We start from the raw sequence: 15645 nt of genomic DNA, 5'->3' as shown, positions 1-15645 counted from the left end.
TTTTTTGTTTTCTTTATAACGATTGTTAATACTATGTGATTACTTATGAAGTCTAAAATTCTAATCATACTACTTATTTTATCAATATTCATTTTTACTGTTGGAAACATATCTGCCGAAAACATATCAGGTAATGGTACTGATGACATATTGGATTACTCTGAAGTTCCACAGGATGAAATAATTGATTCATCAATTGATGGTGGTGAAATTCTATCAGATTCCTCTTCAAGCAGTAAAACAATCACAATTGTTGCCGATAAAACCAATCCGAATCAAGTTCTAAAACCAACTGTTCAACCACAATTGGATTTGGCAAATCCTGGCGATACAATAATATTAAAAGGAGATTTTGTGCACTGTCATTTTACTGTAAATAAACCATTAACTATTATTAGTCAAACTGGAACTTATCTTGATGCATGCCCTCACCATACTCATGAAGGCGTTAGTGAACATGGAGTATTTTATATAACCTCTGGCGGAAGCGGTTCTGTAATAGAAGGATTTAACTTTAACAACAACGATAAAGCTGAAACACCATTTAGCTTTTTAATTGATGGTGCATCAAATGTCGTGATTAATGATTGTAATATTAATTTTATCAGCAAAGGAGAAGATTACCTTTCAGGTATTACAATTCAAAATTCAAATGGAATAACTCTGTCTAATTTAGTGATTAACAATACGATTAATGGAATTAGGATAATTAATTCAACTAATATTAATATAGTTAATTGTAAGATTTTAAATACTCAAAATTCAGGAATTTCCGTTAATGGTGATTCAAGCAATATTAATATCTTGAATAATCAAATAACTGATAATTCTCTTTCAGGAATTAATTTGGAAACTGTAAATTATATTACAATTAACAATAATCTGATTCAGAACAATGGACTTGAAAATGATGATACAGGTTGCGGAATTTATGTTAATTCAAACATTACAAAGCTTATCGTGAAAGGCAATATCTTTTTAAGCAATGGGCTTCATGCAATAATGTATGATTATAGAACCAGAAACTTGAATAATGAGGAAGGTGCAGATCAACTCACAATCATTGATAATAATTATTTTGAAGGGCATAAGTCAATGATTTTGCATCATAGGGTGTATGTTGAAAATCCTCAAGGCGATTTGAAATATGATAGTGAAAATGATGTATATGGGGATGTAGGTGAAGGAACATATATCGAAAGCAAATCATATGTATACATGATACATGCATTTATTTACAATGATATTCCCTGCGGTTTTACTTATTATAAAACAAACATTCCATGGTCTTTAAATGGTCCTGGAAACAATGGAAAATATGATTTTAACTTGAAGTTGAGCAATATTAATCAAATTAAAAATGGTGTATACCAAATTTCAATTGTTGATTCAAAAGGAAATGTTGCAGCTGATTTCAATGATTTCTATTTAACATTTTATTTAAATGAATATTATACAATCAATCCAAGACAATCAGACATATGTAAACAAGTTTTAATTAAAAATGGTGTTGCTACTGCAGATTTTAGGGATGTTTTCTCATCTTTTGCATCATCAGGAAACATTATTACTGTTGCATTTCCTGGACTATCCGAGTTTGTTAAAAATAATATTTTAATGACATTTAATGTTAAAGATTCAGATATTCCAATCAATCCGGCTACATCATTAAGTTCATCCAAACTAACTACTTATCCTTTATCTGATTCATATCTTTCTGCAAAGTTAGTAGATAGTAAAGGAAGACCAATATCTGGTCAGACTATTACTTTCAAATTAAATGGGCACTCTTATAGTGCAAAAACTGACTCTAATGGTGTTGCTAAAGTGAAAGTTTCTTTATCTTCTAAAAAAACATATAAAGCAACAATCACTTACTTGGGCAATGATGATTATAAAGCAAGCAGCATATCTTCAACTGTGGTAATAAAAACAGGTTCTAAGAAATCTAAGATTAAAGCTTCTAACCTAAAAATCAAAAAGAATAAGAAGAAAACTTACAAATTGAAATTAACCACAAGTTCAGGTAAAGCTTTAAAAAACCAAAAAATAATCGTCAAATTAAATGGAAAAACATATACTCTTAAAACAAACAAGAAAGGAATAGCTAAAATTTCCATTAAGCTTAAAAAAATCAAGAAATATAAAATTTCAATGGAATTTTTAGGAAATGCAAATTATAAGGCAGTTTCTTTAACAAAAACAATTAAAGTTGTTAAAAAATAAATATTTTCATATTTATTTTTTCTTTTTTTATAAACCTATATTTTAAATACGAATTTAAATAGATAATATGATAAGTAAATAATTTATAATCGTTATTATCAAATTAATTATAAAATAATAATTTTTCTAATAAATAACCTAGATTATTTAAAATTTAAATTTAACATTAAAATTAGGTGATAAAAATTAAAAAACATAAATCTAAATTTATATTAATATTAATAGTATTTTTATCGATATTAATTGTTAATTCGGTCCATGCTGAAGAGGATACTGTTGATGAAAATTTAACCGATGATAATTTTGAATCAATACAAAACTTAATTGATAGTGCAAACTCTGGCGATTCTATTTTTTTAGACAATAAAACTTATGTCAGTACTGGAAAATCTATAAAGATTAATAAGGATATTACTATTCAAGGATTTGAATCAAAAACAATTCTTGATGCAAATAACACTTCCAGAATATTTGAAATTTCAAGAAATAAAAACGTAAATATAATAGGTTTGACAATAACAAACGGCTATTCGGAAAGTCAAGGTGGAGCAATAATTAACAATGGAAAACTGATCATTTTAAATTCCACAATAATCAATACAAATTCTGAACGTGGAGCAGTATATTGTTATGACAAATCCACTTTAAATGTTTATAACTCAAAATTTGAAGGTAATACTGCAGTTTCAGGCGCAGCAATTGAAAATGATAATGCAAATGGTGTTGAAAATATCTTTAATTCAACATTTACTCATAATATTTGTGAAGAAGGAGGAGCAATCTATAATATCTGGGGTGAAATGAATATTTATAATTCCAATTTCATGTATAATGTCGCTGAAAGAGGAGGAGCAATCTATAATAATCGTGGAATTTTAAAAGTCTACAGTACTAATGTAATTTCAAATAACTGCACTGATTTGGGTGCAGGAATTAAAAGTTGGGGAATCTGTGAAGTTTATGACTCAATCATTATGAACAATACAAATAATGTGAAACAGGGTGGGGGTTTTTATGTATCAGAATTCAGTCTACTTCTTAAAAATTGTATTGTTTTAAATAATTATGCTGTTTATGGTGGGGGAGTATATGTTGAGGCGAAAGCTAAACTGACTGTTCAAAACAGTCAAATTCTAAATAATTCTGCTTACCGTGGCGGTGGAATTGACGTTAATGACGGATCAATTAAATTAAGTGATTCAATCATATCAAACAATTCTGCAAATACTAATGGAGGTGGAATTCGATGTGGCTGCTTATCTTTAAAAAATATTGATGATGCAATTATTAATAATTGTATAATTTCGAATAATTCTGCAGAAAATGGTGGAGGGATTTATGTAGATGCAGTTTCTGTCAATATCTTAAACTCCAACTTAAATGGAAATTCTGCAAGTGATGGTGGTGCAATTTACAATACGGGCAGTTTAACTTTTTATAATTCTCAATTAAATTCAAATTATGCTGCAAATGGTGCCGGAGCTTATAATAAAAATGAATTGAAAATGGATAATATCAATTCTAATAAAAATATTGCAACGATGAGCGGAGGAGTAATATATAATGCCGCAAATTTACTGGTAAACATTTTAAATGCAGAAGCTAATGAAGCATATTTCGGAGGTGTGATTTATAATATTGCATCAACAAAAATCGATGGTTCAAGATTCACAAAAAATAAAGCTTCTGAAGCAGGGTCAATATATTCCTCCACAGATTTAAATATATCTAATTCAAAATTCAATTATAATCAAATTTCTAGAAAAGGCGGTGTATTAGCGCTTGTTGGTGGAAATGTTAAAATTCTTAATTCAATTTTTTTAGGAAATACTGGTGCTGATGAAGGTGGAGTTATATTCAATTATGATGCAAATGTTTATGTAAGTGACTCACAGTTTGTTTCAAATAAAGCAAAAAGTTATGGTGGAGCTATTGATAATTCTGGTGTAATTACTTTGATAAATTCTTTATTTGATGATAATCAGGCTTACAGTGCAGGAGCTATTGATAATGCCGGAAACTTATCTATCTATTATTCAAATTTCATAAACAATAAAGCAACAATTAATGGTGGTGCTATTGATAATAATAAAGTTTTAAATATTGTTGGTTCCATTTTCGAAAATAATGTTGCAGGCTCACAAGGTGGAGCTATAATCGCCAGAAAAGATATTGATATCTCTCACAGCATATTATTCAACAATCATGCAACATCAGGTGATGCAATATATGTAAATAACAATAATAGTGGATTGTCTGATAATTGGTGGGGATCAAATAATCCTGATTTTGAAAAATTAATCAAAACCAACCTGTCTGATGAATTTACATGGATTGTAATGGGTTTTAAAAATACCATTCCATTGATGCAATACGAAAATTCGAATATTGTAATTACATTCAATGAGGTTAAAAATAAATACAATTCAATTTCCCAGTTGAATAATCCGAATGAATTGCCATCATTTAAAGTTGACTTGTCTACTGGGGATTCATTGACTGTTGAAGATGGATACTTATCAAAATCATTATATGTTTCAGCAATATCTTCTGTTACATCTAAAATCCATGACCAATCAATAACTTTAAGTGTTAGCTCAAACCCTTCCAAGATTATAAACAATAAAAATATTGTTGTCGATTATAGTGGAAAAGTAACATTTAAAGTTCGAGTTGTAGGACCTAACGGCAAGATTGTTGGCCAAAATGAGGTTGTGATAATGAAAATAGCTGGAAAGACTTATAAAGTAAAGACTGATAAAAAAGGTTATGCATCTAAGAAATTAAGTTTGCTTCCAGGCAAATACACTGTAACAACATCATACAAGGCATCAACTGTTAAAAATACTATTAAAGTTAAAAATGTTTTAAAAGTAAAAAGCATCACTAAGAAAAAAGCTAAAAAAATTAAATACACTGCAAAACTAAAAACTAGTGCTGGTAAAGCTATATCTGGTAAAAAACTTACTTTTAAAATCAAAGGAAAAACTTATAGTGCAAAGACTAATAAAAAAGGAATTGCAACCGTTTACTTTAAGAATTTAAAAGTGGGAAAGTATAAAATCACTGTTAAATATCTAAATTTTAAAGCTAAAATAACTTTAAAAGTAAAATAATCTGTGAAAATACTTTCACATTCTTTTTTTTTAATTGCTTTGTGAATTTTAATTCAAATCATTTTTATTATTTTTCATATTTTTTCTTTTAAATCAAATTAAACGAAAATATATTATATACATCGATTATCATATAATTATATATTGATATATTTTTATAATATTTTGGGGAGTAAATTTTTATGAGAATATTTAATAATAAATTTGTAATTATTTTTTCCTTATTGCTGCTATTATTCATTTGTTTAGGTTCACTAGCCGCAGCAAATAATGAGGATAATAACTTGACAGATTCTTCTTTTGAGGATAATCTAGAAATATCAAATGATGCAAAATTGCAGTCAATTGATGAAGATGCACTTAAAAATACCAATAATGATGTGCTGTCTGCTAATACGATAATTGTTGATGAAGTTGAAGAGGATCACAATGAAATGACTCAATCAACAATTCAAAAAGCAATAAATGATGCAAAAGCTGGAGATACAATTATCATCAATGGAAAAAGTTATGTTCATTGTCATTTTGTTGTAAATAAAAAATTAACCATTATAAGTAATGTTGGAACTACAATGGAGGTATGTCCAAGCAGTACTTTAGGTTCTGGTTATAAAGGAATTTTTTACATTTCTCCAAGTGCCAGTGGAACAGTCATTCAAGGATTTACCATAAAAAACAATGTTTATAATGATGAGGATTATGGAATATTGGTTAGTGGGGCTTCTGACGTTACTATTAATAACTGTAAAATTACAAATAATGGCTATTCGGATGCAATACGAGTTGAAAATTCAAAAAACACAATTGTTGAAAATGTTGAATTATCTAATTGTGCAAATGCATTAAACATTAAGAACTCACAGGATGTCTCCGTTAAAAATTCAATCATAGAAAATTCAAAAAATGGGATAAATATCATTGATTCAACAAGAACAGTTATTTCATCTAATATTATAATTAATAATAATAACGCAGGAGTCTCATTTTCCGGAAAAGGAAGTTATTTGACTGTTAACAGCAATAACATTTCAGATAATGGAAATGGTATTAGCTTAACTTCCTCAGATAATATTTATATATTAAGTAATTACATTGCTTTCAATAAGAATAATGGAGTGTATGTCGATAATGATATAGTTAAAATCGAAATCAAAGGAAATTTCTTTAATCAAAATTATAAATGGGAAGTTTTCAATGATTTTCATGTCACAAATTTAGCTCAAAAAGGAAATAGCTTAGAAGTAATTAACAATAACTATATGATTAATTATGGAGGTTTTGGAAGCGCAGACATCGACAGACCTGTTTGGACACAGGTATATGAATATAATACAGTAGTTGGGGATTATGTTTATGATTCCTCAAAAGATATCTATACTTATGTGGGACAGGGAAATGGAGATTATTATGGTCATCAGGGAATAATGTTTTTAGGTTATGTTTTTGAAATTAATGAATTTGTAAGTTGTCCGAATACTTATTATGCACCTAGAATGGTTTGGGCGAAAACAGGTAACTATGAACTTCAGTTAAGTGAGATTACACAAGTAAAAAAAGGAATTTATTCTATTTCAATTGTTGATGCAAATGGAAATATTGCAACAGACATAAGTTCAGTTCCTGTAACATTCTATCTTAATAAAATTGGAAAAACAGCTGCTCCTCAAGAAGGGGATGTCTATAAAACTGTAATGATGAAAGATGGAACTGCTACAGTTAGATTTTATATGGAGGAGTTTAATGAAACCGGAAATGTCATAACTGCAGTTCTGCCAACACCTGGAACAAATTTTGATAATAAAGTATCCAAAACATTTGCTGTAGATGATGCATATATTCCAGGCATTCCTATTGAAACAAAAGTGTCTGTAAATTCCATAAATACTTATCCTAATTCCAATCAGGAAATTGTTGCCACATTAACTGATATGAATGGAAAAGCTATTGTCGGTGAAACATTGACATTCACAATCAACTCAAAAAATTATAATGTCATAACTTCCAATGGAGGTCAGGCTAAATTAAATATTAATGAAGCGAATGAAGGAACCTATACACTAACTGTAAGATATGCTGGGGATGGAGATGTTGACTATTACGGATCTTCAGCACAATCAACTGTCACTGTTAAAAAATCCTTAACTAAGATAACCTCTTCAAATATTAATATGATTCCTAAAATGGCGGAATATTATTCAATAACATTAAAAGATGAATCAGGTAATGCCTTAGCTAATCAAAAAGTAACATTTAAAGTTAATGGTAAAACCTACACTAAAACCACCAATAGTAATGGTGTTGCAAAAGTAAAACTTAAATTTAATAAAAATAAGAAAACTTATAAAATTAAAATAACTTACAACGGGGTTAATCAATATAAAGCAGTTTCAAAAACTAATAAAATCGTTGTTAAATATTCCTCTAAAAAGGCTAAATTAACAACTCCAAAACTAACAATTAAGCCTAAAACCTCTACAAAATATGTTATCAGTTTAAAGGATCGCAATGGTAAAGGAATAGCCAAACAAAAAGTTACAATAAAAATTGCTAATAAAAAATATGTGAAAAAAACCAACAAGAAGGGTTTAATTACAATTAAAGTGAAATTTTCTAAATTCAAAACATATAAAGTAAGTGCAAGCTATAAAGGAAGTAAAATCTATAAGAAAGCATCTTCAAAAGGATCAATTAAAGTTGCTAAAGCAGCAACAAAAATAACAGCACCCACTGTTTCAACACTTCCTAAACAATCAACCACTTATACAGTAACTTTAAAATCTGGCAATAATGCATTATCCAAACAAAAATTAACACTTAAAGTCAACGGTAAAACATATGCTAAAACAACCAATTCTAAAGGTCAGGTCAGCCTCAACCTTAATTTTGCCGATGAAAACTCCTATTCTGTTAAAGTTAACTATGATGGAAATGGAATTTATAAGTCTTCTGCTGCAACCGGTAAAATAAATGTTAATAAGATTGCAACAGACATAATTAGCACTGATAAGACTTATTCAAAAGATTTGCTTAAAGATTATTCAGTTTCACTCAAGGATGCATCAGGCAATGCACTATCTAATCACAACATTATATTTAATTATAATGGTCACAGTGTAACTAAAACAACTGACAGCAATGGTATTGCTAGCATAAACTTAAATTTCACCACTCCTGGAGTGTATGATGTTGAAACTAAGTACGTGGGTAGTGATAAGTACAAAGAAGTTTCCAAAATAAATAAAATCACTGTTAAAGATGTTACTAACACGGTATTTGTTGACAATGGTTTGTCAAATAGTGAAATTCAAGGCATTTTGGATAAAGCTGGTGAAAATGTTAATGTTGAGTTTTTAGGCAATCAATATTTTGATATTTCTTTAATAATTAAAAAATCCTTAAATATTCAATCTCAATGTCAAACAGCATTAAACGCTAAAATTAATAATCCTGTCTTTACAATATCAGCTGAAAATGTTGCTATTGACGGATTTTCAATCAACGGAAATTCCGGAAATGCAGTTGTTGTGGAAAATGCTGATGGGGTGAATATAAGTGATAATATAATTTCTAATAATTTGGATGAATCAATATTAAGTAGCTATAATGAAGGAATCATTAATTTGCCAGGTTATGGTGTAAGCATTATTAATTCATCAAATGTAAAATTAAATAAAAACATGATTAAATTATTTGAAAGTGGAGTATTTGCCCAGGATTCCTCAAAGTTATTAATAGATGATAATACTTTAAGAGAAAACAATTATGGTATAAAATATGGATTTGGCGTTTCAAACACTCAAATTTTAAATAATGAAATAACAGAAAACATCGGATTGTATATTATGACTGTTCCTGAAGGACCATCTGGTTATGGAATATTCCTGAATAACTCTGCTGTAAATGTTACAATCAATAAAACCATATATTTTCAAACCATTTGGGTATTTCTCTTGATGCAAATTATTCCACTGGAATTGTAATTACTCAAAACACTATTACAGATAATGTTCTTGAAGGAATGAGATTCAATGCAGGTTATGATCTTTGCGAAAATGCTGTTGAACCTCATGTGACTGATAATGCAATTTATAGAAATGCCAGAGGTCCAAGTATGATGATTCTTGGTGAGTTAAGTGCAAATCCTGAGGGAATATATGGTGGTGGACTTTTAAATCCAAATGAAAAATTACAATTGGAACCAAATTGGTATGGTACTAACAATCTTGTTACTTGGGATAATGACACAGGTGTTGTAGGTTATGGAACAATGTGTCCAAGAATAAATACTACAAACATCGAATTTAATATGACTTATAATTCCTTTGGAAATTATAGCATTAAATTCTATAAAAATGGATTGTTGGCTTCAAATCTTCCAGTGTTTGACATGTATGCAACATTAAATCGTGGAACTGATAAACAAGTAGAAGTTGTTTTTGATGTAGTGGACGGTATTGGAACATTTAATTTCGATTCTAATAACTTCAATGCTTCAAACAATAAAATTGAAATTTCCATTGGGTCTTTAATCAATTCCACATCAAGGGTATTTAAAGTTACTTACTTGTATGAAGTTCCGGAAAGTGAAATTCCAATATAATTAATTTTTTTATTATATTTTTTTTACTTCAATTTATAACAATAGTTATATATTATGATAGTAAAAACTATACATATTGATAAAATTATTAGGTGAAATTATATGAAAATAAATAAAATAATAATCATATCCTTAATTTTAATCATTGGTTTAACATTTATTTCATCCATTTCTGCTCAGGACAGTAATGATTTAAATTTGACTGATGAAAATGAGGATATTATTGAAATTAATGATGATAGTAAATTAACTACTGACGAATCAGATTGCTGTGATGAAGAAACCGGACCTCAAACATATTATGTTGCTCCTGATCCTGATAATCCGAATCAGGTCCAAAAACCTACAGTGCAACCGATTATTGATAAAGCAAACCCTGGAGATACCATAGTATTAAATGGAACATTTGTTCACTGTCATTTTATGATCAATAAGACTTTAACAATAATTGCAACTCCCGGCACCAGTGTTGGAGTATGTCCTCACCACACTCATATGATGAAGTATGGTGAAGGTCCTGCCGATAATGGAATATTCTATATTTCCCCAAAAGCCAATGGAACTGTCCTAAGCGGTTTTTCATTTACAAATGACTATTACTATATTGCAAATAATGTCTACAATCCATTCGGAGTCTATGTAGATGCCGATGACGTATTGCTTGAAAACCTGACATTCAACTGGGTTGGAGTTAACCAAGAAACCTCCAAATATGACCCGAATGATTTCCTGTTCAATGCAATAGTTCTAAACAATACTCAAAATACTACAATAAAAAATATCGTCATTGGAAACGTTAATAGTTTCATAAAGTCAATCAATGCAACAAACATAAACGCTAATAGTGTTGAAATGGTTGAAAATAAAGTGAAAGAATTAGTTTCCACAACTATAGTCTCTTCCAGTCTGAATATTAAAGCTTCAGACAATGGAAATCTGCAGTTCACACTAAAAGATACTAATAATAAACCTATTCCAAATAAAAATGTTGTTATCATTCTTGATGGACAATCCAGAAGCCTAACAACTGATAATGTGGGAATTATAAATTTGCCGGTAAAATATTCAACTTCAGGAACTCATTATGCTACACTGGTATTTGCAGGTGATGATGATTATAAATCCACTTTCAGCAGTGTTCAAATCGCTGTCAGTAAGAAATCATCTTCTCTAAAAGCTCCAAAAGCCACTTTAAAAGTGAAAAAAGCAAAAACTGTTAAAATCACATTAAAATCTGGAAATAAGGTTATTTCAGGTAAAAAAGTTTCTCTTAAAGTTAATGGTAAAACATTTTCTGCTAAAACAAATTCAAAAGGTGTAGCTTCCATAAAAGTTAAAGTCACTAAAAAAGGAACCTTCAAATACACTGTTAAATTTGCTGGTGATAATGTATATAATAGTGCAAGCAAAACTGGCAAAATTATTGTTAAAAAATAAGTTGATGTAGATTTCCTACATCATTTTTTTATATTTTTCAATTAAAATCAATTTAATAATATATTCATTTGATAATAATCTAGTTTTACATCGAATCGTATCATTTAATTTGTCATAAATTTCATTTAATCGATTTGAAAACCGCACTCCGAACACTCATGAGTTTGGAATTTAACAACGCCACCACATTCGGGACACAACCAATTCTCACGGTCTTCGTTCATCATCCTTCCAATCCAGTAGTCTTTATTCTTTTAGCGGAACCTAAAGTGTCAAGTCCATGCCTTTTAACATACTTTTTGGAATGCTTTTTCATCAAGGGACATGGAAACTCACTGCAGCGTCCGCAGTAGCTGAAATTCTTCTTGTCAAAACAAGCCTTAATTTTGCACTTTAAACTAGCCTTGCTTTTACCGTCATCACTGATTAAACATCCGGCACACGGATTCTGGTATTTTTCACAACTGATGCAATTTATCCCGCAGGGAGCAAGCAACTTTGAATCCAGTTCATTTGGCATTTTCATGATAATTAATTTTAGTTGAAGAAACTTATATATTTATTCAACGACAAATAACGTCTTATGAAAATATTAGTTGTTCAGGAATCAGATTGGCTAGAGAGAAACCCTCACCAGCAGCACCACTTAATGGAAAGAATGGCTGAAAGAGGCCATCAAATCAAGGTCATTGACTATCCAATCGATTGGCCAAATGATGATGACACAGGTTTGATTTATCACAAGGAAGTTTATGAAAATGTTTCAAAAATCAAAGAAAACACTCATATTGAAGTGATAAGGCCAGGATTTATTAAAATCAAGGGCTTGAACTATGCAACATTATTCTTTACTCATAAAAAAGAAATCGAACATCAGATTGAAGAATTCAAACCGGACATCATTCTTGCATTGGGAATATTGAACTCTTACAATGCATCAAGACTGGCCAAAAAACATAATATTCCATTTGTTTACTATTTCATTGATGTTATTTATGCATTGATTCCTGAAAAGGCATTTCAGAAACTTGGACAGCAGTTCACTGAAAAAACCATCCGAAATGCCGATTTGGTAATAACAATCAATAAGAAGTTATCAGAATTTGCATACAGTGTAGGTGCAAAACCGGATTCGACAATACTGATTGATGCAGGAATTGATCTTGCAAGCTATAATCCTGATTTGGATGATTCTAGAATACGTGAAGAATATGGTATTGCTCATGATGATATAGTGCTCTTTTTTATGGGTTGGATTTATGAGTTTGCAGGAATGAAGGAACTTGCAAGGCATTTGGGTGAGAACAAGGAAAAATATCCCAACTACAAGATACTTGTTGTGGGTGATGGCGATGCATATGAGGAAATGTGTGAAATCCGTGATGAGTATGATATGGCAGATCAACTGATAATGACCGGAAAACAACCCTTTGAAAAAATACCTGAATTTTTGGCATCTGCTGACTTTTGTCTCCTGCCGGCACATATCGATGAGCCGATAATGCAGGATATTGTCCCAATCAAAATTTATGAATATTTGGCAATGAAAAAAGTGGTTATTGCATCTGAACTGCCGGGATTGTCAAAGGAATTCGGATACGGCAATGGTATTGAATACATTCAGGATGCAACGGAAGTTCTTGAAACAGCTAAAAATATCATTGATAATAAGAAGTATGATGAAATTACAGGTAATGCACGTGAATATGTCAAATCCAATGACTGGGAAGCCATAACAGATAAATTCGAAGAGTCTATGAAAAAATTATTATAGATACTATGTCAATAATTGTCCATCCAGAGTATGAAAGTCTAAAAAAGAGATTATCTGAACTGATTTTTGAATATAATGAACTTAAACTTAGAATTTGCCCAAACTTGGAACATAAATATGTTAGGCAATTCGGATTATTGGAGTATGAACTATACAAAAAGGATGTTGAGCTATCAAAACTTAAAAGAAAAGTTCAATTGATTCAAATTAAAATCAATAATGAAGAAAAAATTGACATTTCCCAAATTAACCAACAGATTGAAAAGGAATTTTCCAGCTATGAAAAAAATATTGCAAAGCAGATGAAGGAGCTGGAAAAAGTATTGAATTCCCATTACTCTTGTCTTTCAAAAGATGATGTAAAAATGCTCAAATCCATATATAAAAAATGTGTGTTTGCCCTGCATCCTGATTTAAACAATGAAATGAATGAAAATCAATTAAACTTGTTTACTCAGATTAATGAAGCGTTTAAAAATGGAGACTTAAAAACATTGGAGTCATTATATCTTTTAATACCTAATAATCAGTTTGATGATGTCTCTGATTTTGACCGGTTAAATGAATTAATTAAATATAATGAGGATAAAATTCAAGAAATAAAAATAAATTATCCTTACAATAAAAAAGATTTGCTAAAAGATTTTATTAAAATAGAATCATATAAAAATGAACTTAAACAGTTGAACAGGCAATTTGATGATGAAATTCAAAAATACAAAGAAAAGATTTTTGCAATGATTTAAATGGCTAATATTCAAAAGACAAATTCTGAAATTTCCACATTCGTAGAATTTTTACATAATAAACGTGAAATCGAATCATTTCACAGGGATATTTATCTTATCACAGTTGATGTAGCTGGATTAATGTTTATAGATAATATTGATGATATTTTTCCTAAATTGGAAAAAGGAGAATATCTGCAGTTATTCCGTGAAAAACAAAATTACTATGATGAAAAGGCAATTTTGGTCAAATTCAATGGTGATAAGATAGGTTATGTTCCAAGAAAACATAATAATGTTTTAGCTAATCTGATGGATGCGGGAAAAGAGTTGTATGGTGTAATTGAAAAGTTGGCTATTGAACCTGCAGTATATATTGGGGAAGATGATTATCGTATTGTTGAATTTAAAATTTTCATGAAAGATTAAAAACAATTTGTATAAATTGAAAAATAATATATAACGTAAATATTTTGTTTTTTTTAAAAAAGATTATTTATAATATGTCTAAAATATATTTGCCTATTTTTAGTTCTTATTTAAAAATTTATTATTTAATTATTTGATTTTATAGTAATTTTTACTATTTTAGAAAACTTATTAAATAACTTCGTGAATATATATTCTTATCGATAATATATTTAGGGGTTTTAATAATGGAAAAGAAAATCAAAGTAATAATCTTATTGTTAGTTGTTTTAGTCGTAGCGGGACTGGCTACACACTTGTTTTTAACACCTTCAACTGTAGAAACTGTTGGATCCAAAAACATTACTGATATGATTGACAGGCAAGTGGAAATACCTGCATCAGTAAGCAATGTCGTTGCTACAAGTCCTCCAATGACAACAGTATTGTACATGATTGCACCGGACAAACTAAAGGCTGTCAACTTCCAATGGACAGATGATGAGATGGAATACGTTCCAGGACAATACCAGAACCTTCCAGTAGTCGGCGGATGGTACGGTACACAGGACGGAAGCTATGAGGAATTCATCGCTTCAGAACCGGACATTGTAATTGAATCCATTGATGAAGGCGGCGACGGTGATACATCAACCGTTCAGGAACGCCAGGAAAAGTTCGGTACAATACCTGTCGTTGCTGTTAAGGATACCACCAATGTGGAAAAGATTGGCGAGTCAATAACATTCATGGGTGAGGTTGTCGGAGCCGAAGACAAGGCACAGGAACTCAATGACTTCAACGACAAATACTTGGACATTGTACATGAAAAATCATCCAAATTATCCGACAGTGACAAAAAGACAGTCTATTATGCTCAGGGTGATGACGGACTTCAGACAAACCCTTCACACTCAACACACGGTCAGCTGATTGATTTGGTTGGTGGTGTAAATGTGGCTGATTCAGTTGCTCAGGGAAACACTACCAGTGGAGTTCAAGTGTCAATGGAACAGGTAATCAGCTGGAATCCAGATATAATTATCACTGGAGATCCGGAATTCTATGCAAGCGTTTATTCAGATTCAAACTGGGGCAAACTTGATGCAGTTAAAAACCATGAAGTATATCTCTCACCGCAATCTCCATTCAAATGGTTTGACAGGCCTGTAGGGGCAAACATGATTATTGGTGTTCCATGGACTGCAAAGGTAATCTATCCTAATGACTATAAGGACATTGACATGGTTGGCGCAACCAAGGAATTCTACAGTAATTTCTACCACTTTGATTTAAGTGACGACCAGGCAAAGGATATTCTATTAGGCTCTGGACTTAAAGAGGAGAATTTATAAA

The 15645-nt window shown here is 30.3% G+C and carries 10 protein-coding genes; 9 read left to right on the top strand and 1 reads right to left on the bottom strand.

The window, feature by feature from the left end; genetic code table 11:
- Positions 1-45 precede the first annotated feature (45 nt).
- The 5 genes from IJ258_RS00450 (at position 46) to IJ258_RS00430 (ending at position 11379) form a co-directional block, all read left to right on the top strand.
- Positions 46-2226 carry a right-handed parallel beta-helix repeat-containing protein gene (locus IJ258_RS00450; RefSeq protein ID WP_292801530.1) on the top strand — a complete coding sequence of 727 codons (2181 nt, stop codon included), beginning with the start codon at positions 46-48 and terminating at the stop codon, positions 2224-2226.
- Between the two features lie 176 nt (positions 2227-2402).
- Entirely contained in the window at positions 2403-5342 is a 2940-nt protein-coding gene (locus tag IJ258_RS00445) for a hypothetical protein (protein WP_292801528.1), read from the top strand.
- A 182-nt stretch (positions 5343-5524) separates the two neighbouring features.
- Positions 5525-9322 (top strand): right-handed parallel beta-helix repeat-containing protein, encoded by a 3798-nt coding sequence (locus IJ258_RS00440; protein WP_292801526.1) that lies wholly within the window; start codon positions 5525-5527, stop codon positions 9320-9322.
- The gene (locus tag IJ258_RS00435) at positions 9280-9942 is read left to right on the top strand and encodes a hypothetical protein (protein ID WP_292801524.1); all 663 of its coding nucleotides are present in this window, start codon (positions 9280-9282) and stop codon (positions 9940-9942) included. Before IJ258_RS00440 ends, IJ258_RS00435 begins: the two co-directional genes overlap by 43 nt.
- Positions 9943-10044: 102 nt before the next feature.
- The gene (locus tag IJ258_RS00430) at positions 10045-11379 is read left to right on the top strand and encodes a hypothetical protein (protein ID WP_292801522.1); all 1335 of its coding nucleotides are present in this window, start codon (positions 10045-10047) and stop codon (positions 11377-11379) included.
- A gap of 223 nt (positions 11380-11602) precedes the next feature.
- On the opposite strand, the gene IJ258_RS00425 is transcribed toward IJ258_RS00430, so the two are convergent.
- Positions 11603-11905 (bottom strand): DUF3795 domain-containing protein, encoded by a 303-nt coding sequence (locus IJ258_RS00425; RefSeq protein WP_292801520.1) that lies wholly within the window; start codon positions 11903-11905, stop codon positions 11603-11605.
- 57 nt (positions 11906-11962) lie between these two features.
- Between IJ258_RS00425 and IJ258_RS00420 the strand changes: the two genes are divergently transcribed.
- From IJ258_RS00420 to IJ258_RS00405, 4 genes are all read left to right on the top strand, one after another.
- On the top strand, positions 11963-13153 hold the full coding sequence (locus IJ258_RS00420) for a glycosyltransferase (protein WP_292801518.1): 1191 nt from the start codon (positions 11963-11965) through the stop codon (positions 13151-13153).
- 5 nt (positions 13154-13158) lie between these two features.
- Positions 13159-13899: a hypothetical protein gene (locus IJ258_RS00415; RefSeq protein WP_292801516.1), complete on the top strand. Its 741-nt coding sequence runs from the start codon at positions 13159-13161 to the stop codon at positions 13897-13899.
- Positions 13900-14310, top strand: a complete 411-nt coding sequence (locus tag IJ258_RS00410) for an HIRAN domain-containing protein (RefSeq protein WP_292801514.1) — start codon at positions 13900-13902, stop codon at positions 14308-14310.
- A 227-nt stretch (positions 14311-14537) separates the two neighbouring features.
- Positions 14538-15644 carry an ABC transporter substrate-binding protein gene (locus IJ258_RS00405; protein ID WP_292801513.1) on the top strand — a complete coding sequence of 369 codons (1107 nt, stop codon included), beginning with the start codon at positions 14538-14540 and terminating at the stop codon, positions 15642-15644.
- Position 15645 lies beyond the last annotated feature (1 nt).

This window comes from Methanobrevibacter sp. (assembly GCF_017468685.1).
Taxonomy (GTDB): Archaea; Methanobacteriota; Methanobacteria; order Methanobacteriales; family Methanobacteriaceae; genus Methanocatella.
Note: the sequence above shows the minus strand (reverse complement) of the source record. Positions and strands in the feature narration are given on the sequence as shown.